The following is a 24,877-nucleotide window of genomic DNA, read 5'->3' on the forward strand; positions in this document are numbered from 1 at the left end:
GGCCTCTTTTTTCACTTCACTTCTGCATTTAAACAAGATTTAAAATGTCCAAGTGCATATTCATGTCCTTGCGCATTAAAAGATGCTACTGCTTTTTCATAAACCACAATTTGAAACCCTTTATTATAAGCATCTACTGCCGTATGAAGAACACAGATGTCGGTACATACACCTACAAGATGAACTTCTTCTATTCCTCGTTCTCTTAGCTTCATTTCTAGATTTGTTCCTGCAAAAGCACTGTAACGTGTTTTGTCCATATAGTATATATTTTCTGCATCTTTATGTTTTTCATATACATCTTGCAATTCTCCGTATAAATCTCTTCCCATTGTGCCTGCTATGTTATGTGGTGGAAATAGCTTCGTTTCAGGATGGTGTGTATCTTTTTCTTCATGTTTATCGATAGCGAACACTACATAATCCCCATTTTCGATATATTGCTTCGTTATATGTACAAGTTCTCGCTCGATTTCTTGACCTGGTTTCCCACAAGTTAAAGCACCTTTTTCAGCTACAAAATCATATGTATAATCAATATTTATAAGAGCTCGTTTCATTACTACTATCTCTCCTTCTTCTGTTTCACAATAAACAATAGAAAAATTTGTTTTACGACATCATATGCTTTATTCGACATTTCAAATGAAATACCTACATTTTTCTTATAAAAACTTATCTTAAACCTAGTTTATCATAGTACAGGTAAACGATGACGCAACATACAATTCTCATGAATTTTATAATTCAGCGTAATTTGAATAATCTCTTGTATAGTAAACCAGATTACTGAAATCATCATACTAAAAAAGACAATAAGAACGAATCGCTTCACATCTTCAACCACTTCCTCTTCCGTAGTAGTAAAGAGTAATTTCCTTACTACTCATTCGTACTAGAAAGTATAACAAATTATTCTCTATGACTTAATTCAATCCAAATTAAAAAGTACACTACTTTTTTGAGTAATGTACTTTACATTCATATTATGACGCAGGCTTCGTTTCAAACGTCGCTTGATTAAAGCTAATGACTTTTCCTTTTGGGTCATTGTTTTCAAACTGAGCTGCAGTAATCGTATGACTACCTGTCTCAAGCGTCTTTTCTTTTAATTGTACTGTTGTCTGTGTTGTACTAGTTACTTGGTGTTTATCTGCAAATATTTGATCTACAAATACAAATGTTTCTTTATCATTTTGAAAATTGGAAAGTTCTAATTCGACTTGCTGAATTAAAGTATCCTTTTTTATGAATACAGTTGGTATATTGCCATTTTCAGAAGTACCATCTGGAGTAGTTACTTTTACTTTCCCGTCTCCGATTGGCACTGCTCCTTCAGGAAATACGACCATATTCTCATCACTTGCATTTACAACTTGTTCTTCCTGGTTTGACTGTGCATCTTCTTTTTCCTTTGGAACACCACAGCCTACTAATAACAATACAGACAATCCAGTGATTATGAATTTCTTCAAAATTCATCCCCCCTGTTATTTCATTATAATTTATTATACAAAAATAACTTCTTAATTTTAAAACTAGTTTTTAACACTTTCATGAACAAATATTAGCTTGCTCACGATTACTGTACCATACTTTCATTTTAAGAACATTAATTTTTTTAAAGAAATAAATAGTAATTCCACTCTATTCATCATTTTAGCCCAATTCACTAAAGAAATATCCATTCAAAATAAAAAGACATTGTCATTTCAATGTCTTTTCTACATAACATTTAGAAAATAAATGTTGTAATTTCATCAACTTCTTTTCGAGAAAGTTTCTTCGGCTTATCTTTCGGAAACCCGAGTGAAATTACCATATTAATTTGTTTTTGAGGCTCAATTTGTAAATATTGTCGCAGTTCATCTTGAGCTAATAATACAGGTCCTGTCATTGGACAAGTGCCAAGTCCTCTCGCATGTGCAGCCAACATTAAGTTTTGTGCTGCTAGACAGCTACTCTTAATTCCTTCCTCTTCCCATACTGAATCAGGAACGAAGGCAATTGGATCAAATATCTTTTCACGAAATTTCGACTCGTACGGCGTTGCTAAACATACGATTAACACTGGCGCCTCCGAAAAAGCAGTTGCATAAGGTCCAAATGAACGTGTTAATAACTTACCTGCTTTTTCTTCTCCATTTTCTGCTGCTTTTGCCGCAAGTTTATGTAATGCATCCCATGTCATTTGTTCAATTTCTTTAATTTTCTCTCTGTTCATAATGACCAAGAACTCCCACGTTTGTGAGTTCGTATCACTCGGTGCATAACGAGCACAATCAATAATTTCTTTTATATCACTAGTGGGTACTTCTTGTTCTGTAAACTTTCTAACACTTCGTCTACCGTGAATTACTTCTTTAAAATCTTCATAATTCATATATTAAATCCCCTTTTTACAGCGTTTTCAAAACTTGTCCTATGGTTGAATTATATCATGAAAAAAAGCTGGGGGAATACCAGCTTTTTCCCTCATTATTAATTTGTCACTTTAAACAAACTAATACTTTCTTCATATGCAGCTTGTAGTTTTTTCGTAATTGGTCCTCTTTCGCCGCTTCCAAACTTCTCATCACCAATTTGAACAACAGGGAATATTTCAAGTGGTGTCGCTGTAAAGAAACATTCGTCAGCCTCGTATACTTCTTGCAATGAGAATTCACGCTCTTCTACTTCAATATGTAAAGCTTTCGCTAATGTAATAACGTAGCGACGAGTAATGCCGTGTAGAATGAAATTATCGGCCGGATGTGTAATTAATTTATTATTTTTCACCATAAAGAAATTCGAATGACACCCTTCTGTTACAACTCCATCTCGTACTAATATCGCTTCTTGATACCCTTGCTCGTTTATTTTATTTTTAATCATGATATTAGGTAGAAGGTTCAAAGATTTTATATGACAAAACTTCCAGCGTATATCCTCTTCTACAGTAACCTTTATTCCTTGTTCCATAGTAGCGATAGGTCTTGGAAACGAAACAATATTCGCAAAATATGTTGGCTGTAAATCTTTTTCATACACATGATTTCGAGCTTGAGCTCCACGTGATATTTGAAGATACACATTCCCATCCTCTTGAAATTGATTTCTTTCAATCATTTGATGAAGTTCTTCAACTAACTCTTCCTTTGTAAACGGCGGAACAATATTTATTTCCCTCATAGATTTAAAAAAGCGTTCCAAATGTAAGTCTAATAAATGAGGCTTCCCATCGTATAGCCTAAATACTTCATATATGCCATCACCAAATTGGAGTCCTCGCTCTTCTAACGCAACCATCGGCTGTTCTTCTTTCGTATTTACAATTCTTCCGTTAAATAAAATCCAATCTTTATGAGTAGCTTTCATTCCTTCCCACTCCTTTATTCCATGATTGGTTTTATTGTACAACTTATCCATACTTAAAAGAAGGAATTTTCTGTATTTAATTAAACAAAAAAGTACATCACCTATTTAAAGTGATGCACTCAACCATTATGCCCTCCTAATTGAAAGTGATTATCAATAATATTTAAAAGAGTAATGCATACCTTACATATTGCCAATGCATATATCAGAAAACTTTTTTAAATACATATAATTCAGACGCTATTCCCCATTCGAAATACATATATATCCGTCTTTAACCCTCATTTTTTCATTCGAAACATTTGAAAAATCAATGACCATAAGAAAGTAATTATTATTCCATTCAACAAATAACATAAGTAATACAAAAACATGTCTCCATCTCAGCAATAAGATGGGGACATGTTCAATTATACTTTTCAATATTGATTATATTTAATATATGATGGATCATTATACACCCACTGATTTCCACCAAGGTTCAACCAACCGTTTTGATTAATATATACTAAATAAGATTCCGGATTATTTAATTTACGAATAACTGAAGAAGATGTTGATGGACCACTTCTTAAATTCACATTTGTTCCTTGTATATATGCAACACCAATTGCGCTTCCATCACTATTGCTCGCCTTTACAAAATTAATGTACGAAGGGTCATTATACACCCATTGTCCATTTCCTAAGTCTAACCATCCGTTACTTTCCTGATATACGACATACGATTCTGGGGAGTTTAGTTGACGAATAACTGAAGAAGACGTTGATGGGCCACTTCTTAAATTCACATTTTTCCCAAGTATATAGGCAATGCCCTTCGTTTGTGGAGTTGGCTCTGGGTTTGGAGGTTGTGGATTTGGAGGATTCGGATTTGGAGCTACTCCAAAAATAGCTGCTATTCCGTTTGCATATGCTTGGCTTAAATCTTCAATAAATTGTGGGTTTTTCAATAAATTAGCATCAAACGTTGTATCAATAAAGGCAGTCTCTGTTAAAATTGCATCCATTGCAGTCTCCCTTAGTACCGCATAATTTGCTTTTTTTGCTCCTCGATCACGAAGGCCGTATTTTGTTAATACAGGATTGACTGCTGCATGCATCTTTTGTTGCTTTTCATATGCGGAACTACTATTAGATAGCGCATTGTAAATATAACTTTCAAATCCAGTGCCACCACCACTATTAATGTGAAATGAGATAAAATAATCTGCACCAAATGAATTAGCAATATTAGCACGTTCTGATAAAGAGATAAACACATCACTATCACGTGTCATTTTAATATTGATTGGATAATTTGCAGATAAAATATCTCGCACACGTCTAGCAATTTGAAGTGTTAACTCTTTTTCCACTAACCCATTACCAACAGCACCAGAATCATATCCACCATGCCCTGCGTCTATAACAAGTTTCATATATCTTTTTCGTTCCTTTCTTTATTGTAATAAGCTTTCATTTCTACTCGTCCTATTTTATGTTAATTGTACAAGTTCCGTTACAAGTACAAATAAAAAACCCCCTTATGTAAGGCGGTTTCTATCACTTTTTTTTAACCAATTTAAAATGAATATGTATGATTGATAGTGGATGTAACGTACGCAAAATAAAAGAAGCAAAAGAAATATTCCAACACCGCTATATAGCAAACCAAACTTCAAAAAGATGTTCAAAAGAGGCGGGAAATGAGATGCGTTTTGTAATACAAATAACATGCAAAACAAAATTACAAACACAGGTATATATTGTAATTCATACGGCCTTCTCTTCTTATACATTCTTTTTCGAATGAAAATCTGGCATAACTCTGCTACAATAAAGCAACTTCCAACTAATACAAGACCAGAAGTTATTGTCATACGTCCACCTACCTTATATTCATTTCATCAAGTCATCAATATTCACTATATTTTTTTTACACATATTCCATTTTCTTCAATAAAGCCAGATCCCTCTATGAAAGATTTAGCTTGTTCCGTAAACATCTCTTGCAATACTTTTATTTCTTTCACATTTCTCTGTTTCATCATTTCTTCAAATGTAAAATACGTATTTGTCCCGTATCCATAACCTTGATAATCAAAATGAATAATTAATTGTGACAAAATAGCACTCTCTTCTTGAACGCTATAATCTATTACACCAATATATGTATCATCAACTTTTACACAATACTGAACCTTTTTCTCATCTAAGCTGTGCGAACGAAACATTTCTTTAACAACGCTTTCATTTTCTACATTTACTTTCTCAAACGTAATCATATGTTGTCCATCCTTTTACTATTATTGTATCAATAATAAATGCAATTTATGAAAAAAACCTTAAGATCGAATGCGACCTTAAGGTTTTTTTATTAAACTAAGCTATACGCACGCTTTGTTTCTTCGTGGAACGTATTCGTATCGTATTTATGCTCAACATAAATTTGATGCCATACCATAAACGCAAGTACAGTCCAAATTTTACGGCTATAATCACCTTTATCTGCACAATGTGCTTCCAGTAAGTTTAACACATACTGTTTTTCGATTAAATGCTCAGTTTTGCTTTCTTTAATAATATTTACAGCCCAATCGTGCATTTCATCTTTTAACCAGTGACGAATTGGTACTGGGAATCCAAGCTTTTTACGATCTAACACGTGATCCGGAACAATTCCACGAGCAGCTTCACGTAATATAGCTTTCGTTGTTCCGTTTGCAATTTTAAATTCTGTCGGAATTTTAGATGCAACGTCAAATACTTCTTTATCTAAGAACGGTACACGAAGTTCTAATGAATTTGCCATCGTCATTTTATCAGCTTTTAATAAAATATCGCCGCGTAACCATGTGAACATATCAATGTACTGCATTTTACTTACATCATCATAATCTTTAATTTCGTTATACAATGGTTTCGTGATATCCATATAGTTAACACTTTCATCGTAATACTTCATTAATTCAGCTTTCTCTTCTTCACGGAAGATTTTCGCATTTCCATAGTAACGCTCTTCGATTGGCGTACATCCACGCTCTAAGAAGCTTTTTCCTTTAAACCCTTCTTTAAGAGCACCACTTAATGCCTTTAGAACGCTCTTTCCTGGGCTAGGAATGTAAGAGAACATTTTTAAAGAGTTTGGCTCACGATAAATGTTATATCCACCAAATAGCTCGTCTGCACCTTCACCAGAAAGAACAACCGTTACATGTTTACGCGCTTCTTTCGCAACGAAATACAATGGTACAGCTGCTGGATCCGCTAAAGGATCATCCATATGCCAAATAATTTTTGGGAACTCATCCATAAATTCTTGCGCTGTAATGAATACGTTATGGTTTTTAACTCCTAATTTCTCAGCAGTTTCTTTCGCAACATCAACTTCACTGAAACCGCGTTGTTCGAAACCAATAGAGAATGTTAATAGATTTGGATTCATTTCTCTTGCGATAGAAGCAATAATAGATGAATCGATACCACCAGATAAGAAAGAACCTACTGGTACATCACTACGCATATGTACTTTTACAGAATCGTATAATACATCACGAATTGCTTGGATATGCTCCTCTTTCGTTGCGCTTGAAGCGTTGAAATAAGGATTCCAGTAGCGATGGATTTCCATCTCTTTACCGATTTCTTTTACGAAGTAATGACCAGGCTCAATTTTGTTAACATCAATTGTTAATGTTTCTGGCTCTGGACCATATTGGTACGTAAAGTAGTGTTGTAGTGACTTTGGGTTTACCCCTTTGTCTTCCATTACATGCATAATACTTTTCTTCTCAGATGCGAAGAATGTAGTATCACCTTGTTGTGCGATGTATAAAGGCTTAATACCGAAGTGGTCACGTGCACCGAAAAGTTTCTTTTCTTCACGATCCCAAATCATAAATGCGAACATACCACGAAGGTAGTCTACACATTTTTCTTTCATATGTGCATACAATGCAATAATAACTTCTGTATCAGATTGTGTAGCAAAAGTTGCACCTTTTTCAAGTAACATTTCACGTAGTTCTACATAATTGTAAATTTCACCATTAAAAATAATTACATATCGATCATTTTCATAAGTTAGCGGCTGATGTCCTGCCTCTAAGTCAATGATACTTAAACGGCGGAAGCCAAATTGTACATGTTCATCACGAAAATATCCTTCGTCATCTGGACCGCGGTGGAAAATCATCGTGTTCATATTTTCAAATTGATGTTTTTCTGTTTCTGAAAACTCTCTAGGGTTTTCACATAAACATCCTACAAAACCACACATACTTCTTACCCTCTTTCAGTTTTCATTCTGTCTCAATACTACTATATCAACCCTATTTATACTAGCATAATCAACTGAATATGGCGACCAAAAACTATAAAAAACTCACTCCATTTCACATTTTTAACATTTTTTTATGAAAACATGAAAACTAGGCACTCACCTTTCTCCGCTTTTGTCATATGATATTGCAAATTGATTTCTAGGAGGGAATACCATGAGTGAAGAAAAAAAAGATTCTTCTCGCCCACCGGTTCGTAATTATTTAAAACAAATTGATGATTTTTTCGAACAAACACCTCTTCGTGGCGTAATTGCTGATTTAAATCATTTTTTCCAAAAAGGAAACCGTTTATTAACATTCCCAGTAGATTTATACGAAGTTGATGACGAACTCGTCGTTACAGCCGAACTACCAGGTATACAAAAAGAACAAATTCAAATTGAAATACAAAGCGAGTACTTAAAAGTCTCTGTAAAAGAAGATATACTTGAAGAGACAGAAGAAGAACAAACATCTCATAACTATTATCGCCGAGAACGTTCCATTTCGGAAGCGTCAAGAATTATTAAGTTACCATATTTAATTAATAAAAAAGCAGCGAAAGCTTCTTATCAAAACGGTGTATTAGAAATTCGTGCAACAAAATTGCCACAACAGCATGACATTTTATCCATAGACTAAAAGACAAAAAAGAAGGGTGCTTAGCACCCTTCTTTTTAATCCACTAATCGCTTCATATCACGTATAATATCTTCGTATGGCGTATTACTAATGCCACTATATTTTTTCATTACTTTTCCATTTTGATCAATTAAATAAAAAGATGTACCGTGCATTACTTGCCCATTCTCTGGCTTATCTACAAGCGATTGGAAGTTATCTTTTGAAAACTTTGTAATATCCTCCAGTGAATAACCCGTTAACAAGTTCCAATTACTTGTATCTTCTGTAAACTTTTGAATGAATGCTTTCAAATTTTCTGGTTTATCAAGGTCAGGATCTACACTAAACGAAACAAACTGAACGTCTAATTTCTCTTCCTTCGCCATTTTCTGTAATTTCGCCATATTAGCAGTCATTGGCGGACAAACCGTTTGACAGTTTGTAAACATGAAATCAGCTACCCAAACTTTCCCTTTTAAATCTTTTGTACCAAAAGGCTTTCCTTCTTGATTTGTAAATTGGAAAGTTTCTAAATCCCAGTTTAACGGTTTACGTAATTTTGAACCTGAACTGCTACAACCTGCAAGTACAAAGAGACAAAATACAACCATAAGACCAATTAACTTTTGATAATGCTTCATTATTAAACCTCTTTTCTCTTTCCTTAATTTATGTAAGTTATGTACATCATAACAAAAGTAAATACTATGAGAAAATTGTTTACTTCATTTGTTCACGAAATCGTACGAATTTACGTATGTTACTTCTTTATTTCAAGCTAATTACTAGACAAAATATATTTTACTACAATTATTTCTCTAACCATTATTTGCGAAACGAAGTTCATTGTTAAATTTGTAAATAAATCTCCCTATTTTTTTACAATTACTTAAACATTAATCCATGTTAAACACTGTATTCCTTAACAACATTTCGGTACAATACAACTACAACGATTTTAAATGAGGTGATGTTCATGGCAAAGCGCTATGAAAATATGGATAATGCAAGTACAAAAAAATCAATTCGCTCCTTCTTACGCTGGCGTAAAGAGAGAAAGCATAGCAAAAAAGATTTTTCTTTTCTAATAGAACAATCACCTGTTAAACAAAGTAAATTTCTGCTAAATAACTTAAAAAAAACGACTGTCACATGGATTGGTCATTCAACTTTCCTCATTCAAACGAACGGCTTGAATATTTTAACAGACCCAGTATGGGCTAATAAATTAAAGTTAGTTCCACGACTTACTGAGCCAGGGCTCACTATAAAAGAACTACCTAAAATCGATATCGTTCTTATTTCACACGGTCATTATGATCATTTAGACTTTTCATCTCTTCGCCAACTAAACGATGATATTTTATACCTTGTTCCTATTGGCCTAAAAAAATTATTTACTCGTAAAAAATTCACCAATGTAGAAGAATATAACTGGTGGGAAAGTACAACAATTGATGAAGTCTCTTTTCACTTCGTACCTGCCCAGCACTGGACGAGAAGAACATTATTTGATATGAACACCTCTCACTGGGGAGGATGGATCATTGATAGTATGACTTCTTCAGAAACCATTTATTTTTGTGGTGATAGTGGTTATTTCCAAGGATTTAAAGAGATCGGCAAACGTTTTTCAATCGATATTGCACTTATGCCAATTGGTGCCTATGAACCAGAATGGTTTATGAAAGTGTCTCACGTTTCACCAGAAGAAGCTGTGCAAGCCTATCTAGATATAAAAGCTACACATTTCATTCCAATGCACTACGGTACTTTTGCTTTAGCAGATGAAACACCAAGGGAAGCAGTGACACGACTACGAAATAACTGGAATTTACGAATGCTACCGTGGGAACAACTACATGTTCTCTTTTTAGGCCAAACTTTCACTTATAGCCCTATTGTCCCAGATAAAGAACCAGTAAAAATTGCAGAAACCTCTCATGTATAATAGAACTAATTTTTCCGAGTAATTTATCATATACTTTAAAAAATCGAAAAGGGTGTTTTCCATGAAAGATTATTTACAGACTCGCTATATAATTAGCGGTAGCGCCTGTCTGGCCCTTCTCATTTCTTATTTTCTGTCCTGAAATGATAAAAAAGCTACTTGAAAATTCATTTCAAGTAGCCTTTTTATTACTCTGCTAAATACATAAAACCAATTGCTCCTGGTCCTGTATGAGTACTGATAACTGGTGTTGTATAGAAAATCTCTGATTGAGTGAATCCATTCACTTTTTCAACAACAGCTTTTACACTTTCTGCTAAAGGAATTGCTTTAGCATGTGGAATCGCAACAGCTTTCACCACTTTTCCAGCAGTATCTTCCTCGAATATTTTAGCCAATGTTTTTACAATCTGCCCTTGGCTACGTACTTTCGTTACCGGATTATATACGCCGCCTTCTAAACTTGCGATTGGTTTAATATTAAGTAAAGAACCAATAAGTGCTTTACCTTTACCAATGCGCCCACCTTTTACTAAGTTTTCTAATGTATCTACAATTACGTATAAACGAGTATTTTTTCTCACTTCATCAATACGTTTTAAAATAGCTTCTAATGAGCTTCCTTCTCTTGCCATTTTAGCAGCCTCAATTACTTGATATGCTAATGCATGGCTAATGAATTGAGAGTCAACAACCGTTACTTTCGTATCTGTCATTGATGCAGCACTATTTGCTGTTGCAACTGTGCCACTCATTCCACCTGTCATATGAATGGAAAGTACTTCACTTCCATCTTCCCCTAACTTTTCATACATTTCTACAAATGTACCCATAGCTGGTTGTGATGTTTTTGGTAATTCTTCTGATTTCATCATTTCTTCAATAAATTCATCCGGCTGCAAATCTACTCGATCTAAGTATGTTTGTCCATTTACAGAAATAGATAATGGTAAAACATGAATATCATACTTCTCAATTATATCTTTTGATAAATCTGCCGTTGAATCTGTTACAATTTTAATTTTTTGCATATTATATTCTTCCCTTTCCAATACGCTCTCCCTGTTATTATACTAGCATTCCCGATGCTTTCAACAATTTCGAATAAATTTCACCAAATTAATTATATTTTTATACCTAAAATGAAAAAGACAGAGCTTACCTAACTCTGTCCCTGCTGTGTATTATGCATTCTTTTCAAGAGTATTTGTCTTATATACATTTGAATAATCATTCCACTTCAAACAACTTTGTAAATATTCACGGAAAGAGTACGAGAATCTTGGGTTTTTATGTTTTTGGATTTTTGCAATAAACAATTGAAGACGAGACTGAATTAGAAACGCTAATGGATGCTGTGTTTGTAGGACAGGGATTTCAAATATTTTAATACAATTCCCTGTTGCATGAGTGAAATAAAAACTTTTCGTAATCACAATATCAATCCTCTTTTTCGTTGGATTTTTGAACTTCCTCCACTTTATTCTTTAACACGTTTTTTAGTGTAGGTTTCCTATGAATACTAAAATATCCTTAAGCTGCCCCATTTAGAAGTTAATACTTCATTTATATCCACCTAATTCGAACCCTGTCCTATATATCCTTTGAGACGGGAGTCTTATTATCCATATATAGCTTGATAACTTCAGTATAAACTTATAAAAGTGAAAAGTTTGTCTAAATTTTGGAGATTCTATAATTTTTTCCTTCTATATATTGTATACAATTATAGCTAGAGTATAACAAATAAATTAAAAAGTGCCTTTATAACGAGGCACTTTTCGACTGTATTTCTTCTTCTCTTTTCTGTTTTCGTTTACTAACTATCTTTGATAAAGCGATACTAATTTCATAAATACAAATAAGCGGTACCGCTACTAAACTATGTGATAAAAAATCTGGCGGCGATATACACGATGCAATTATAATCAACACGACATAAGCATATCTTCTTATTTTCTGAAGAAATTCTGCCGTTAGAAGACCTATACTCGTTAAAAACATAACAACTACAGGTAATTCAAATATAACAGCAAACGGAACTGTTAAATTTAATACGAAATGAAAATATTTTTCCGTTGTAAACATCGTATTAAACATCTCATTACCAATTGTAGTTAGGAAATGAAATAAAAATGGCATGACGATAAAATAACCGAAAGATAGGCCTGCTATAAATAATATAGACAATACCGGTATATACATTAATGTCATTTTTTGTTCATTGGGATGTAAACCTGGTTTTACAAATAACCAAATTTGTATCGCAGCAAAAGGAATTGTACAAACGATAGCAAATACTGTAGCAATCGAGAAAAAAATCCACAACACATCACTTGGACCGAGAACAGTTAATTTCATTGGTAAATCTTTTACAAGCCAAAAATAAATATCCTTCGTAAAAGTAAATCCAATAATTAAAAATAATACAAAGGATAATACTGTATATATTACTCGTTTGCGAAGCTCAACAATATGTTCTACTACGCTCATTTCTCGATCTTCCATCTCGTTCACCACACTTTATTTATCCATTCCGAGAAAAACTTCATCATATTCTTTTATTTATTTTTTTCTTTCTCTTGAAATGCCTCATCAGTCAATTCTTTTGTTGATTTTTTAAATTCCTTTAACGTTTCCCCTAAAGCTTTCCCAATTTCCGGTAACTTTTTTGGGCCAAATAAAATTAACACTGCTACTAAAATTAAAATTAACCCTGGAAAGCCAATATTTGAAAACATTTCCCCATCCCCTTCATTAGTAGATTTCTTGTCCTACTATTCCATAAGTTCATTTTGTCAAAAAATTTTGTAAACGTCAATGTATCCGTTGTCTTTTGTCAAAAAAATTCAAAAATAAAATCAATTATACAAATATCATTTTCTATTCCTTTTGTATATGATATGGTTAAGGAAAATGTAACTTATCTTAATACAGTGAAAGGGATTAACATTATGACGCAAAAAATTACAAGAATGACCCAATTTGTAAAAGAAGAAATTGCGAATGCAATTACCCATGGTATCGGTGCCATTTTAAGCATCCCTGCCTTAATCATATTAATTATTCATGCTTCCAAACATGGTACAGCATCTGCTGTTGTTGGCTTTACCGTTTATGGCGTAAGCATGTTCCTGCTGTATTTATTTTCTACATTGCTACATAGTATTCATCATCCAAAAGTAGAAAAATTATTTACCATTTTAGATCACTCCGCCATCTATTTATTAATTGCCGGCACGTATACACCATTTCTACTCATTACACTGCGTGGCCCGCTCGGTTGGACTTTACTCGCAATTATTTGGACCCTTGCGATTGGTGGAATTATTTTCAAAATTTTCTTTGTTCGTCGCTTTATTAAAACGTCAACATTATGTTATATCATTATGGGTTGGCTCATCATCGTTGCTATTAAACCCCTTTATGAAAATTTAACCGGTCACGGCTTCTCACTACTATTAATAGGTGGCATTTTGTATTCTGTCGGAGCTATATTCTTCCTTTGGGAAAAGCTTCCGTTCAATCATGCCATTTGGCATCTCTTCGTACTAGGCGGTAGTACAATGATGTTTTTCTGCGTACTGTTTTATGTCTTACCCGCAGCATAAAAAAAGTTTCAGCTTGTTTAAGCTGAAACTTTTTTTATTACTTATGTAATTGAGATGCAATAATATCTTTTGTATGCTGGGTTAACTCTTTAGCATCCATACTTGCATATTCTTCAGGTGTAATTGGCTTAGAAATTGTTAATGTTGCATGAGCTGGTTTCATACGATTTCCATTAGCCTCAAACATCTTATATGTACCATCTAAAGTTACTGGTAATATAGATACACCAGATTTTACAGCAAGGTGAAAACTCCCTGCTTTAAAATCACCGATTTCGCCACCCTTACTTCTCGTTCCCTCTGGAAAAATTACGATAGAATGTCCGTTCTTTAACAATTCAATTCCATCTTTAATTGCCTTAAGAGATTGACGGCGATCGCTGCGGTCCATGAACACACAATTCATTAGTTCCATCCATGTTGGTACAACCGGAAACTTTTTAATTTCCGCTTTTGAAACGAATCCAATTGGCTTATTTAAGTAACCTAGTAAAACAGGAATATCCATATTACTTTGATGATTACTTACAACTAGCACCGGCTTGTCTTTCGGAACATTTTCAAGTCCCTTTACTTCTACAGTCGATCCAGTTACACGCACCATTTTCTTACCAAACCAGTTTGTTGTTTTATACACAACACTATCTTTTTCTTGCGGTGACATCGTATTTGCTTTTCTTTTAATACGCCACAACCTTGGTGTAATCGCAATTACGATTAAAATTAAATAAAAGATTTTAAAAAACGTTTGAATCATACAGAACCCCCACCTATTATCATTCCGACCTTCATTATACTAGACAAACGAAGGAAAAAGAAGAAAAAATGTCCAAACAACAAGTGTTTGGACATTTTGAAGTTTTCTATATTAGAAACGTTTTGCTAATTCGCGTGCATTTACAATTGCTGCTTCTTTAATGTCTTGTGCTTTTTCAGGATTTGCATTCATTCCCTCAACTGCAATGTATTCAGTATCATTTACACCGATGAATCCTAATACTGTTTTCAAGTGATTGCGACCGAAGTCCACAGCTGCGTATGCTCCTTCAGAATAAACGCCACCTGTAGCTTGAATATGAAGTGCTTTTTTGCCTTCTAATAGGCCAACTGGACCATTTTCAGTATATTTGAATGTTTTACCTGCGATTGCTAAGTTATCTAAGTATGCTTTCACTACTGGTGGATAGCTAAAGTTCCACATTGGAGTTACGAATACATAACGATCTGCATGCATAAATGTTTCTAGGTTTGTGTTCATTGCTGCAACTTTTTGTTGTTGAACTTCCGTTAAAGTTTCAAAACCTTCACCTGCTGCAAATTTACCCCAAGCAGCAAATACATCTGCATCAATTGCTGGTACAGTAGTATTGAATAAATCAATTGTTACAACTTCGTCTTGTGGATGTTCGTTTTTATATGCTTCGATGAAAGCTTCTCCTACTGCCATACCGAAAGAACCTTCTGCTGAATTTGGATTTGCTGTAATAAATAGTACTTTTGTCATTGTATTCTCTCCCTTTTACACTTTATCTTTAATTTGAGATTTATATTTAGAAAGTAAATAACTTACCTTACGTAAGTATGATACAAAAAGTTGTACGTAATGTCAATAAAAATAGCTACTTTTTTTTCGTAAGTTAATAAGTTATATCGCTTTATTTTACTTTCGTATATAAATATTAAGATTTTATCAACATAAAAAACTACCTCCATATTATATGGAGGTAGCCTTCATCAATTATTATTTTTGAAAAACATGTTTCACTTTTTCAGCTGGAATATTACTTCCACCTCTACCTTTTACGTCTTCAATCATCATTGTAATGACCATTTCAGGTGAATTTAAATCAAACGCAGCGAACCAACCTAGTTCTTTTCCTTCTGCCTCTTTTGATACTTTTAATTCTGCTGTTCCTGTTTTACCAGCAAGGGTCATACCATCAATTTTCGCAATTTTCCCCGTACCATCTGGATCGTTAATTACTTTCGTTAAAGCCGTTTTCAATATATCTTGAGTTCCTTTAGAAATCACATTTTCTTTCCAGGCCTTTGGTTGTTTATCTGTTTTAATAAGATATGGCGACGGAATCGTTCCATCATTTACAATCGGTGCATACGTTAAAGCTAAATGAAGAGGAGTCATTAAGACTTGTCCTTGTCCATATCCTGTATCTGCCATTTGGATATCATTTTTTATGCCATCATTTGCGATTTTAGAAGCTGGGAATCCGTATTCAATTGGTAATTTCTCATCAAATCCGAATTTTTTCGCCTCAGCCATGAATTTATCTTTTCCAATTTTCAAAGCTTCTTGTGCGAAATAAATATTATCCGAGTATTTCATTGCCTTATCAAAATCAATCGGATTTGCATCTTTTACACGTGTTACGTAATAATTGCCCCAAGAAGAATCTTTCGTCCATTTCAGTCCTTCAATTTTCAATTCTTCTTTTGGATCGATTGTTTTTGTTTCAAGTCCAATTGCACCTGTAATCGGCTTAAATACAGAACCCGGAACCGATAATTGTGTAAATCGATTCGTCATTGGTTTTTTCGGGTCATTATTCCAAGCTTCACGTTGAGCTTTTGATGTCCCTCTCGCAATAAGATTAGGATCGTATGCCGGACTACTTACAAGTGCAATTGTTTCTCCACTTTTCGGATTAATTGCTGCACTTGAACCAGCTTCGCCCTTCATTTCATTATACGTTTTTTCTTGAACAGCACTATCGATAGTTAAAGTTATATTTTCTCCATCAGCAGCGTCTGTTTTTGCCAAGTTTTTAATTTCTTTTCCTTGTGCATCTTCTACAAAGACACGGCCACCTTTTTTACCGTGTAGCTTTTCTTCTAATACTTGCTCTAATCCAGCCTTACCAACTGGATCATCGGCTTGATAGCCTTTCTTTTGAAGTGTTTTTAAATCTTCAGCATTTACCTTTCCGATATAACCAGTTAGATGAGCTGCCGCTTCCCCTAACGGATATGTACGAACATTTACTGGTTTTGTTGAAACACCTGGTAAATCAATGTACGTATTTTGTGTTACCCCTTCAGGCAATATTCCAATTGGTACGAGATACCCTGGTTTTACCCATTTAGCAGCTAGTTTTTGATCAATTTCTTCTACAGACATATTCAACAACTTCGCTACCGTTTCTTTCGTTTGGGGAGCAGCATCCCCTAATTTTTCTGGAATCATTCCGATTTCAGAAGCTTTACCATTCGTCGCAAGACCTTTTCCATTACGATCGTAAACTTCACCACGTTTTGGTTGTGTTGTCTGCATACGCACTTTACTATCTTTTGTCATGCCTGGGAAAATAAAATCAGGAGTCCAATCAATTTTCCAAGATTCTTTATCTCCATCTTTCTCTTTCACCATTTTTGCTTCATGGCCAAAAGAGATATTACCACCAACTGTATCCATACTTACTTTAAAAGGAACAGGGCCTTCATCTTTTTTATCTTCTTTTACTTCCCCTGTTTCTACCTTTAAGTCTTTCACTTCGATACCAGAATAAATCTTTTCATATTTCTCAGTAAACTCTTTCTTTGAAATATCTTTTTTTGCATTTTCTGATAGTTGGTCATACATATCTGCAAATTTTTGTTTATTCCATGCTTTTACATATGTATCAAACGCTTCTTGTGGTTTTTCTTCTTTACCACATCCAACTAACATGAATGTTAGGCAAAGAAAAAGAATCCCCCATATTTTTCTCAACTGATTCTCCTCCTCTTTCTATATTAATACTTTTGAAAATTTCAGCATTTTTCACATGCTACCTTTCATTATAGCACTACCGAATCACATCTATAAAGATACATCTAATAATACAAATAAAAAGGTTGATGTGAATATTCACATCAACCTCTCTCCTATTGTTGCTTCTCATATATATGGTAATAGTACGTATACGGATTTTTTTCATCCGTAACACCCTGCTCGACAAAAACTTCTTTCCAATTCGTCATATCCATTTCTGGAAAGAACGTATCTCCGTCAAAAGCATGATGAATCTTTGTTATATATAATTTCTCCACATACGGTAAGAACAGATCGTAAATTTGCGCCCCGCCAAAAATAAAGATTTCTTCTTCATTTTTACACAGTTCAAACACTTCTTCCACAGTATGAGCAACTTCGCAACCTTCTACATGATAATCACCGTTACGCGTTACAATAATATTACGTCTTCCAGGCAACGGTCTACCGATCGCTTCATAGTTCTTTCTTCCCATAATCAGCGGGTGACCCATTGTCGTTTTCTTCACGTACTGTAATTCACTTGGCAAATGCCAAGGTAGTTTATTATCTTTACCAATTACTCTATTTTCGTCCATTGCGACCATAAATGAAATAATCATCTTTTCATCTCCTCTACAATTATACTGCAACTGGTGCTTTAATTGCTGGATGTGGCTCATATCCTTCTATTGTTAAATCGTCCATTTCAAAATCAAACACAGATTTCACATCTGGATTTAATGTAAGTTTAGGGAACGGACGTGGTTCACGTGCCAACTGCTTTTCTACTTGTTCAAAATGATTTGTATAAATATGTGCATCACCAATTGTATGAACAAACTCTCCTACTTCAAGACCACATTCATGTGCAATTAAATGTGTTAAAAGTGAATAGCTTGCAATGTTAAATGGAATTCCAAGGAAAATGTCACCGCTTCTTTGATATAACTGACAAGAAAGCTTTCCATCTGCTACATAAAATTGGAATAGCGTATGACAAGGCGGTAAAGCCATACTTGGTACATCTTCAGGATTCCAAGCAGAAACAATTAATCGACGTGAATCTGGTGTTTTCTTAATCATTTCAATTACATCTTTTAGTTGATCAAGTGTCTCGCCAGCTGTCGTTTTCCAAGCACGCCACTGCTTTCCGTATACGTCTCCTAAATAACCATATTTATTCGAAAAATCATCATCTTCTAGAACGTTCTTTTTAAACAATTCCATTTGCTCATCGTATTGCTTCTTAAATTCCTCATCTTGTTGAGAGCGAAGACCGAAATCTGTCATATCGGGACCATTATATTCGTCACTGTCTACCCAGCTTTTAAACGCCCATTCATTCCAAATATTATTATTATGTTGCAATAAATAACGAATATTTGTATCACCTTTCATAAACCAAAGTAATTCACTTGCTACAAGGCGAAATGGGACTCTCTTTGTCGTTAATAAAGGAAATCCTTTACTTAGATCGAAACGCATTTGGTATCCAAATACAGATACAGTACCCGTTCCCGTACGATCTTCTTTCTTCGTACCGTGCTCCATTACATGACGGCATAAATTTAAGTATTCATATTCAGCATGTTTCATATGTAGGAAAACCTTCTTTCAATCTTATATGCAATTTATCATAACATGAAAAACAGCGAATTTAATAATCTTGATAAATAAAAATCATTTCAGTAATTCTTACAAAATTATTAACTTTCCATATTTAAAAAGGTTTTCATTTTCTATTACCGAAAGTATAGTGCGGTAGGACAAAATTTATATTTGGAGGTTAGAAGTATGTCTAAAATTGAAACTCCTGTTTTAAGTACGTTACAACATAAGGTTGAGAAGATGATGAAGGATTTACACGTTCCTGGCGCTGCTGTAGCTGTTATAAAAGATGGTGAGGTCATTATTTCAGAAGGTTTCGGCTATCGTAACATAGAGAAAAAAGAGGCTGTTACTCCGCAGACACGATTCGCAATCGGTTCCGCAACGAAAGCATTCGGTACACTTTCATTAAGCTTATTAGCACAGCAAAAAAAGTTTAACTGGGATACTTCTGTCCAAACTTACGTACCTAACTTCTCTTTATCCGATATGCTCGCTAACTCGCAAGTTACAGGACGAGATTTAGCTTCTCATCGTACTGGGGTAAGTCGTCACGATGCTCTTTGGTACAGTTCTTCCTTAACTCGAAAAAATCTTGTTGAAAAAATAAAACATTTATCACTTGATGCACCGTTTCGCACAGCATTTCTTTATAACAACTTAATGTATGCGACAATTAGTTATATTGCGGAAAACATTACGAATCAAACATGGGAGCAATACGTTACAGAACATATTTTAGAACCATTAAATATGAGGCATACAAACTTCTCTGTTACAGACTCACAAAATACAGATGATTATGCATTACCTTACGCTGAAGAAAATGGTGAAATGAAAGAAATTCCATTCCGAAATATTGATACAGTTGGAGCAGCTGGATGTATTAACTCTACTATTGAAGATATGGCAAAATGGGTTCTGCTTCATTTAAACGAAGGAAAAACAGAAAATCATGATTTGATTTCTACTGAATTACTCCAAGAAATGTATACACCGCATACTCCAATCCCGGATCAGCCAATGTTATCAACAAGTGATTCTCCATTAAATAGCTATGGACTCGGTTGGTTTATTAGCGCTTATCGCGGTTATAAACTGATTCATCACGGCGGTAATATTGATGGATTCTCTGCACTTGCGTCATTCATGCCAAATGAAAACATCGGTATTATCGTGCTAACAAATTCCGGACAAACCTTACTTCCTACTTATATTACAAAACATATTTACGACGAACTTCTCGGACTAGAATTTATCGACTGGCATAATCGCGCTGTAGAAGATAGTGAAAAAATGAAAGAAATGATGAAAGAGACAAATGAATCACTTCCTGAAGCAATAAATGGGACTATCCCTTCTCATAAATTAGATGACTACGCCGGAACTTTTGAGCACCCTGCTTATGGAACACTGAAAATATACAAACAAGATGATTCCTTACATGTACAATTCATGGATACGGAAATTAAACTACAGCACCATCATTACGACATCTTCTCAGCATCAATTAGTTTATTCCAAATGAAAATGGGGCTTTTATTCGCTTATGATATGAATGTAAATGGTGAATTCCCGACTCTTCAATTACATGTACCTACAATGTTAAGTACTCAACCTCTTACATTTACGAAAATTAAATAGTTAATTTAATAGAGGGAAGCTTGCGCTTCCCTCTATTATTTTGGAATTAGAAATCCATCCGTAAACCGATAATTCTATTATTCAATTGAATGAATAAATTAAGGCTAGCCCAAATACTAACTTATTAATCAAAAACAACTTAATGAAAAAGCTATCCATTAATTGTTATATAATCTCAAGGAAATAACTTTTTTATTATCGATTTACTGAATATGGAAGAACATCAGAGTTATTGGTGCGTTTATTTTTCTTATCTCTCCAAATAAATTTTTTCAAACACATAAACACAGTTACTGAAATAGCGACTCCAACTGTAACATCTGAAGCAAAATGAGCTCCTACCATATTACGACTCATTGGTACTAGTATCATCCATAAAAGAATGAGAATCCAAACACCTATTTTTTTTCTTTTTAGTGAGGCGAAATATTCTGGTAACAAGCTAAACCAAATGATTAACGCTGCATTAGCACTATGGCCTGAAGGGAACGACATAAACTCATCACTTTTGGCGATTCCTTGAGGTATAAACCATTTTGAAAATCCTTCAAACGATCCAATAGAAATCATATGACGATAACGTTCTCTACCCCATCCTAATTTTATTAGATTGAATGTAATTAATACAATAACTACACTTAATAATCCAATTAATGCAATGTCTCTCAATCTTGTATCATCATATTTACTCCACGATTTAGAAATCATATAACAAGCTATAATAAAGCAAATCATAAAAATTGGAATTAAAAATTTTGAAATGGTTAAATAATGTACTAGCATAAATGACGCTATAAAAGCGAATAAAAGAGTGATTACTCCATAGCCAATTCCAGATAGATAATACCCTCTTGAACTTTTATTCTTTCTAGTTTTAAATAAATACATACTAGAAAATAAGGCAATAAGCATCGCTGGAATTTCTCCTATAGCTTGTAAAAAAAGAGCGATTTTATTAGTTGGTTCATATAGACTATTGGATATTTGTAAGTCTGTAAATGCAAAGATACATAGTAAAATAGCGAAGCTGGAAATTAATATCACTTTTCTATTTTTCATCAATTCTCCTACTTTCCACTATGTTTTAATATAAAATTCCCCATTTCAATTGCTAAATCTTCACTTTGAGGATAGACACCTACGTTATCTCCATAAGCGTGCCCCAATCCTCGATAAAGAACTGTTTCAGTATCAACTCCTTTTTTAGTTAATTTAGCTGCATACGCTAAACATTCTATCATTAAAAAATCATGCTCTCCTACCGTAATAAATGTACTTGGATAGTCTGGAGATACATCAACATATGGACTTAAATACTTAGAATTAATTTCTTTCGTACCAAGTACTTCTGACATACCTCCAGCCATTGAATGCATAATAGTAAGCATTTTTTCTAATCCTTTTCTATACTTAGGAGCAATTTCATATTTGTCTATACTCCAAGAATAAAATTCATCTTCATAGTCACACATATTAAGTGTAGGGTATAGAAGTAGTTGTCCCTTAACAAGATTTCTACCATCTTCCATATCTCTAGTAGTACAATACTGCGTTAAGTTACCTCCTGCACTATCACCAGCAACAAAGATATTATTCTTATCACCGCCTAATGTGTCAGCATTCTCATAAATCCACTTTATAGTAGTGTAACAATCTGTATGCCCAGTTGGAAAAGGATTTTCTGGAGCTAATCGATAATCCACCGAAACGGCTAGTATATCTATTTTCTCTACTATCAATTTCACAAGCTCTTCTACCACATCTGGTGATCCTGCCATGAATCCGCCACCATGAATAAAGTATAAAATTGGTGCATTCTCTCGTTTAGAACTACTGTTATAAATTCTTATCGGAATATCAAATCCATCTTCTGCTTGAACAGTTTTATGCATAATATTAATGTCTTTAGTGACAATGGGAACACTTTTAATACCATTAAATTGTTTTCGCATATTCTTTACTGATTTTTCAGAAGCATCCATTTTCATCATATTTTTAGGCATAAACCTCATTACATTCATTTGAACCTTTGTGTCCTTATAAAGACGTGGATCCATAGCCCCTTTTTCATCACAATCTGGTATGTTTTTTACTACAACTTTTGCCCCCTGTACGTTGATAGTTTCTTGTTTTTTTTGAATTTTTTCTAAAAGGTCTAAGTCATACTTTCTAGTCATCCAGTATTCATCCTCTCTTATTTTAAGCGCTTTCATTTATTCGGATTATATAAATCCCATTTGAATCTTACTTCATCTGCTATCACTAAATTAAAAACGTTCCATGTACAAAATGTAACATGGAACGTTTTTTTATTGTTGTTCATATTTGATTCAATTATTGTCATTTTTTGATATAATTTTCTTTCTATACTGTAATGGTGTATATCCATATTTGTCTTTAAACTGTGAAATAAACGATTTTACATTTGGAAATCCGTGTTTTACTGCTATATCTTGTATAGAATTTGTACTTCTAATAATATCTTCATAAGCTTTATAGAGCCTGTATCTCGTTAAAAAAGTGGTGAAATTTGATCCGAACGATTTTTTGAACATACGAGAAAAATGTTCTTCACTTACAAAAAAGTGTTTAGCCACATCCTTCAGTTTAAGTTCTTCACCATAATGTTTATAAATATACGTAATCATTTCTTTCTGTTTATTTCCAAGTTGATAATTATTGTCTATACTCTCTCCATCTTTGCAATATCGCAATAGAATATACACAATTTCATAAATTAGACTATTAATTTTTATGTAACTTAAATCATCAGAATTTGTGACTAACTCCTTTAATTCATAAAATATTTGCTGGAGGTTAGTTTTCTGAACAACTGATTCCTTTATATTGAATTTATATTTATCAAAATCTCTATTTACCTCTTTAAGAAATTCATAAGAAATAATTAACATCATTACTGCACAACTTGTATTTTCAACTTTTTCGAATTCATGAACATCGCCACTATTTACAAAAATAAATTCACCAGCGGATACTTTCTTTTTTTGCCCATTCTCATACAAGACAACTTCTCCATATACGACTAGGCTAATTTCAATACTTCTATGCCAGTGAGGGGGAATATAATGGTGAAAATCAGCCGGAAACCTTGCACTATCTATATATTCAACCATTCCTGGAATTCTATCACGTAATTTTATTTCTTCATATTTTCCTTGCCTGACTTTCAATTGTCCACCCCCTTTTTATATTATAAAGTAGACGTCCGAATAATGATTCATTTCAATAGGACCACCTATAACCTTCACTTTATTACCAGCAAGAAACTTTGCTATCCAAAATTCAATATGATGAATACCTGCTCAAAGTTTATTTATATTAAGAATGTGCCGCCTGTACTACTTGCACAATTTCCCCTGGCGTATTCACCATATAATCTGGCGCGTCTCCTTTTACCGTCTCAATTACATCATACCCCCACGAAACCCAAATGACATTCACACCAGCTTTTTTACAAGCTGCAATATCACGTTGTTCATCACCGACATACAACATATCTTGTTCTGTTAGATTTTTCGACTTTAAAAATCTTTTTATCATTTTATCTTTACCAAACAAATTTTTAGAACAATACACTTCTTGAATATTTTCTATGCCATTATTGGATAAAAATGCCCTAATATGCTCTTCTGAGTTCGAAGATATAACCGCAATCCCGTAGCCTTTTTTATGTAATTCATCTAATACATCCTTCATCCCATGGAATAAAACGAGATCTTTTATGGCAGGTTGATATAATTTGTAAAATTCTAATGCTAATATAGGTAGTTTATAAAGTGGTACATCAAGCTTTTTACATCTCTCAGACATAGTTAATTTTCGTAAAGGCTCAATCTCTTCCTCACTAACTGTCTTATATCCATGCTTTTCAGCAAGTTGATTATAAATTGGTACAAATATATTTTGTGAATCTACTAATGTGCCATCAAAGTCAAAAACAATGTATTTTTGCATTCCCATACTCCCTTTGTTTTTTTCCTAAACCTATGCTATTCAACAACATAAA

General features: G+C 33.8%; 26 protein-coding genes and 1 pseudogene. 4 read left to right on the forward strand and 23 right to left on the reverse strand.

Annotated features, from left to right (window positions below):
- Positions 1 to 11 precede the first annotated feature (11 nt).
- The 9 genes and pseudogenes from FT637_RS16305 to asnB all read right to left on the reverse strand — a co-directional run bounded on the left by FT637_RS16305 (position 12) and on the right by asnB (position 7,618).
- Entirely contained in the window at positions 12 to 560 is a 549-nt protein-coding gene (locus tag FT637_RS16305; RefSeq protein WP_193647174.1) for a cysteine hydrolase family protein, read from the reverse strand.
- Positions 561 to 675: 115 nt separating this feature from the next.
- Positions 676 to 890 (reverse strand): annotated as a pseudogene (locus tag FT637_RS16310) (hypothetical protein).
- Between the two features lie 96 nt (positions 891 to 986).
- Positions 987 to 1,475, reverse strand: coding sequence for a hypothetical protein (locus FT637_RS16315; protein WP_193647175.1), 489 nt, complete (start codon positions 1,473 to 1,475; stop codon positions 987 to 989).
- A gap of 260 nt (positions 1,476 to 1,735) precedes the next feature.
- A complete protein-coding gene (locus FT637_RS16320; RefSeq protein WP_193647176.1) occupies positions 1,736 to 2,383 on the reverse strand; it encodes a nitroreductase family protein in 648 nt (215 codons plus the stop codon).
- 98 nt (positions 2,384 to 2,481) lie between these two features.
- Entirely contained in the window at positions 2,482 to 3,357 is an 876-nt protein-coding gene (dat, locus tag FT637_RS16325) for a D-amino-acid transaminase (protein ID WP_193647177.1), read from the reverse strand.
- 419 nt (positions 3,358 to 3,776) lie between these two features.
- Positions 3,777 to 4,778: an N-acetylmuramoyl-L-alanine amidase gene (locus tag FT637_RS16330; protein WP_193647178.1), complete on the reverse strand. Its 1,002-nt coding sequence runs from the start codon at positions 4,776 to 4,778 to the stop codon at positions 3,777 to 3,779.
- A 105-nt stretch (positions 4,779 to 4,883) separates the two neighbouring features.
- A complete protein-coding gene (locus tag FT637_RS16335; RefSeq protein WP_193647179.1) occupies positions 4,884 to 5,219 on the reverse strand; it encodes a hypothetical protein in 336 nt (111 codons plus the stop codon).
- A 45-nt stretch (positions 5,220 to 5,264) separates the two neighbouring features.
- The gene (locus tag FT637_RS16340; RefSeq protein WP_193647180.1) at positions 5,265 to 5,624 is read right to left on the reverse strand and encodes a GNAT family N-acetyltransferase; all 360 of its coding nucleotides are present in this window, start codon (positions 5,622 to 5,624) and stop codon (positions 5,265 to 5,267) included.
- Positions 5,625 to 5,716: 92 nt separating this feature from the next.
- Positions 5,717 to 7,618: an asparagine synthase (glutamine-hydrolyzing) gene (gene asnB, locus FT637_RS16345; RefSeq protein ID WP_193647181.1), complete on the reverse strand. Its 1,902-nt coding sequence runs from the start codon at positions 7,616 to 7,618 to the stop codon at positions 5,717 to 5,719.
- A 217-nt stretch (positions 7,619 to 7,835) separates the two neighbouring features.
- On the opposite strand from asnB, the gene FT637_RS16350 reads away from it, so the two are divergent.
- The gene (locus FT637_RS16350) at positions 7,836 to 8,303 is read left to right on the forward strand and encodes an Hsp20/alpha crystallin family protein (protein ID WP_193647182.1); all 468 of its coding nucleotides are present in this window, start codon (positions 7,836 to 7,838) and stop codon (positions 8,301 to 8,303) included.
- A 35-nt stretch (positions 8,304 to 8,338) separates the two neighbouring features.
- On the opposite strand, the gene FT637_RS16355 is transcribed toward FT637_RS16350, so the two are convergent.
- Entirely contained in the window at positions 8,339 to 8,926 is a 588-nt protein-coding gene (locus tag FT637_RS16355) for an SCO family protein (protein ID WP_193647183.1), read from the reverse strand.
- 335 nt (positions 8,927 to 9,261) lie between these two features.
- Between FT637_RS16355 and FT637_RS16360 the strand changes: the two genes are divergently transcribed.
- Positions 9,262 to 10,236, forward strand: a complete 975-nt coding sequence (locus FT637_RS16360; RefSeq protein ID WP_193647184.1) for an MBL fold metallo-hydrolase — start codon at positions 9,262 to 9,264, stop codon at positions 10,234 to 10,236.
- A gap of 188 nt (positions 10,237 to 10,424) precedes the next feature.
- Here the strand turns inward: FT637_RS16360 and FT637_RS16365 are convergent, their stop codons facing one another.
- The 4 genes from FT637_RS16365 to FT637_RS16380 form a co-directional block, all read right to left on the reverse strand.
- Positions 10,425 to 11,267 (reverse strand): DegV family protein, encoded by an 843-nt coding sequence (locus tag FT637_RS16365; RefSeq protein WP_193647185.1) that lies wholly within the window; start codon positions 11,265 to 11,267, stop codon positions 10,425 to 10,427.
- 153 nt (positions 11,268 to 11,420) lie between these two features.
- Positions 11,421 to 11,672 carry a DUF2535 family protein gene (locus tag FT637_RS16370; protein ID WP_002012715.1) on the reverse strand — a complete coding sequence of 84 codons (252 nt, stop codon included), beginning with the start codon at positions 11,670 to 11,672 and terminating at the stop codon, positions 11,421 to 11,423.
- A 328-nt stretch (positions 11,673 to 12,000) separates the two neighbouring features.
- Positions 12,001 to 12,744 carry a twin-arginine translocase subunit TatC gene (gene tatC, locus FT637_RS16375; RefSeq protein ID WP_012260868.1) on the reverse strand — a complete coding sequence of 248 codons (744 nt, stop codon included), beginning with the start codon at positions 12,742 to 12,744 and terminating at the stop codon, positions 12,001 to 12,003.
- A gap of 53 nt (positions 12,745 to 12,797) precedes the next feature.
- The gene (locus FT637_RS16380) at positions 12,798 to 12,977 is read right to left on the reverse strand and encodes a twin-arginine translocase TatA/TatE family subunit (RefSeq protein WP_002012719.1); all 180 of its coding nucleotides are present in this window, start codon (positions 12,975 to 12,977) and stop codon (positions 12,798 to 12,800) included.
- A 213-nt stretch (positions 12,978 to 13,190) separates the two neighbouring features.
- Between FT637_RS16380 and trhA the strand changes: the two genes are divergently transcribed.
- On the forward strand, positions 13,191 to 13,847 hold the full coding sequence (trhA, locus tag FT637_RS16385; RefSeq protein WP_002118985.1) for a PAQR family membrane homeostasis protein TrhA: 657 nt from the start codon (positions 13,191 to 13,193) through the stop codon (positions 13,845 to 13,847).
- Between the two features lie 37 nt (positions 13,848 to 13,884).
- Here the strand turns inward: trhA and FT637_RS16390 are convergent, their stop codons facing one another.
- The 5 genes from FT637_RS16390 to FT637_RS16410 all read right to left on the reverse strand — a co-directional run bounded on the left by FT637_RS16390 (position 13,885) and on the right by FT637_RS16410 (position 19,194).
- Positions 13,885 to 14,604, reverse strand: coding sequence for a lysophospholipid acyltransferase family protein (locus FT637_RS16390; RefSeq protein ID WP_193647186.1), 720 nt, complete (start codon positions 14,602 to 14,604; stop codon positions 13,885 to 13,887).
- Between the two features lie 111 nt (positions 14,605 to 14,715).
- Entirely contained in the window at positions 14,716 to 15,351 is a 636-nt protein-coding gene (locus tag FT637_RS16395) for an FMN-dependent NADH-azoreductase (RefSeq protein WP_193647187.1), read from the reverse strand.
- Between the two features lie 237 nt (positions 15,352 to 15,588).
- Positions 15,589 to 17,574 (reverse strand): penicillin-binding protein 3, encoded by a 1,986-nt coding sequence (gene pbpC, locus FT637_RS16400; RefSeq protein ID WP_193647188.1) that lies wholly within the window; start codon positions 17,572 to 17,574, stop codon positions 15,589 to 15,591.
- 155 nt (positions 17,575 to 17,729) lie between these two features.
- Positions 17,730 to 18,218, reverse strand: a complete 489-nt coding sequence (locus FT637_RS16405) for a dihydrofolate reductase (RefSeq protein WP_193647189.1) — start codon at positions 18,216 to 18,218, stop codon at positions 17,730 to 17,732.
- A 19-nt stretch (positions 18,219 to 18,237) separates the two neighbouring features.
- Positions 18,238 to 19,194, reverse strand: a complete 957-nt coding sequence (locus tag FT637_RS16410; protein WP_193647190.1) for a thymidylate synthase — start codon at positions 19,192 to 19,194, stop codon at positions 18,238 to 18,240.
- A gap of 198 nt (positions 19,195 to 19,392) precedes the next feature.
- On the opposite strand from FT637_RS16410, the gene FT637_RS16415 reads away from it, so the two are divergent.
- The gene (locus FT637_RS16415; protein WP_193647191.1) at positions 19,393 to 20,850 is read left to right on the forward strand and encodes a serine hydrolase; all 1,458 of its coding nucleotides are present in this window, start codon (positions 19,393 to 19,395) and stop codon (positions 20,848 to 20,850) included.
- A gap of 195 nt (positions 20,851 to 21,045) precedes the next feature.
- On the opposite strand, the gene FT637_RS16420 is transcribed toward FT637_RS16415, so the two are convergent.
- The 4 genes from FT637_RS16420 to FT637_RS16435 all read right to left on the reverse strand — a co-directional run bounded on the left by FT637_RS16420 (position 21,046) and on the right by FT637_RS16435 (position 24,825).
- A complete protein-coding gene (locus tag FT637_RS16420; RefSeq protein ID WP_193647192.1) occupies positions 21,046 to 21,909 on the reverse strand; it encodes a phosphatase PAP2 family protein in 864 nt (287 codons plus the stop codon).
- Positions 21,910 to 21,917: 8 nt separating this feature from the next.
- Positions 21,918 to 23,027: an alpha/beta hydrolase gene (locus FT637_RS16425; RefSeq protein WP_193647193.1), complete on the reverse strand. Its 1,110-nt coding sequence runs from the start codon at positions 23,025 to 23,027 to the stop codon at positions 21,918 to 21,920.
- 153 nt (positions 23,028 to 23,180) lie between these two features.
- Positions 23,181 to 24,041 (reverse strand): AraC family transcriptional regulator, encoded by an 861-nt coding sequence (locus FT637_RS16430; protein WP_193647194.1) that lies wholly within the window; start codon positions 24,039 to 24,041, stop codon positions 23,181 to 23,183.
- A gap of 148 nt (positions 24,042 to 24,189) precedes the next feature.
- Positions 24,190 to 24,825: an HAD family hydrolase gene (locus FT637_RS16435; protein ID WP_193647195.1), complete on the reverse strand. Its 636-nt coding sequence runs from the start codon at positions 24,823 to 24,825 to the stop codon at positions 24,190 to 24,192.
- Positions 24,826 to 24,877: the final 52 nt, after the last annotated feature.

Source organism: Bacillus cereus (genome assembly GCF_015071065.1).
GTDB classification, from domain to species: domain Bacteria; phylum Bacillota; class Bacilli; order Bacillales; family Bacillaceae_G; genus Bacillus_A; species Bacillus_A cereus_BA.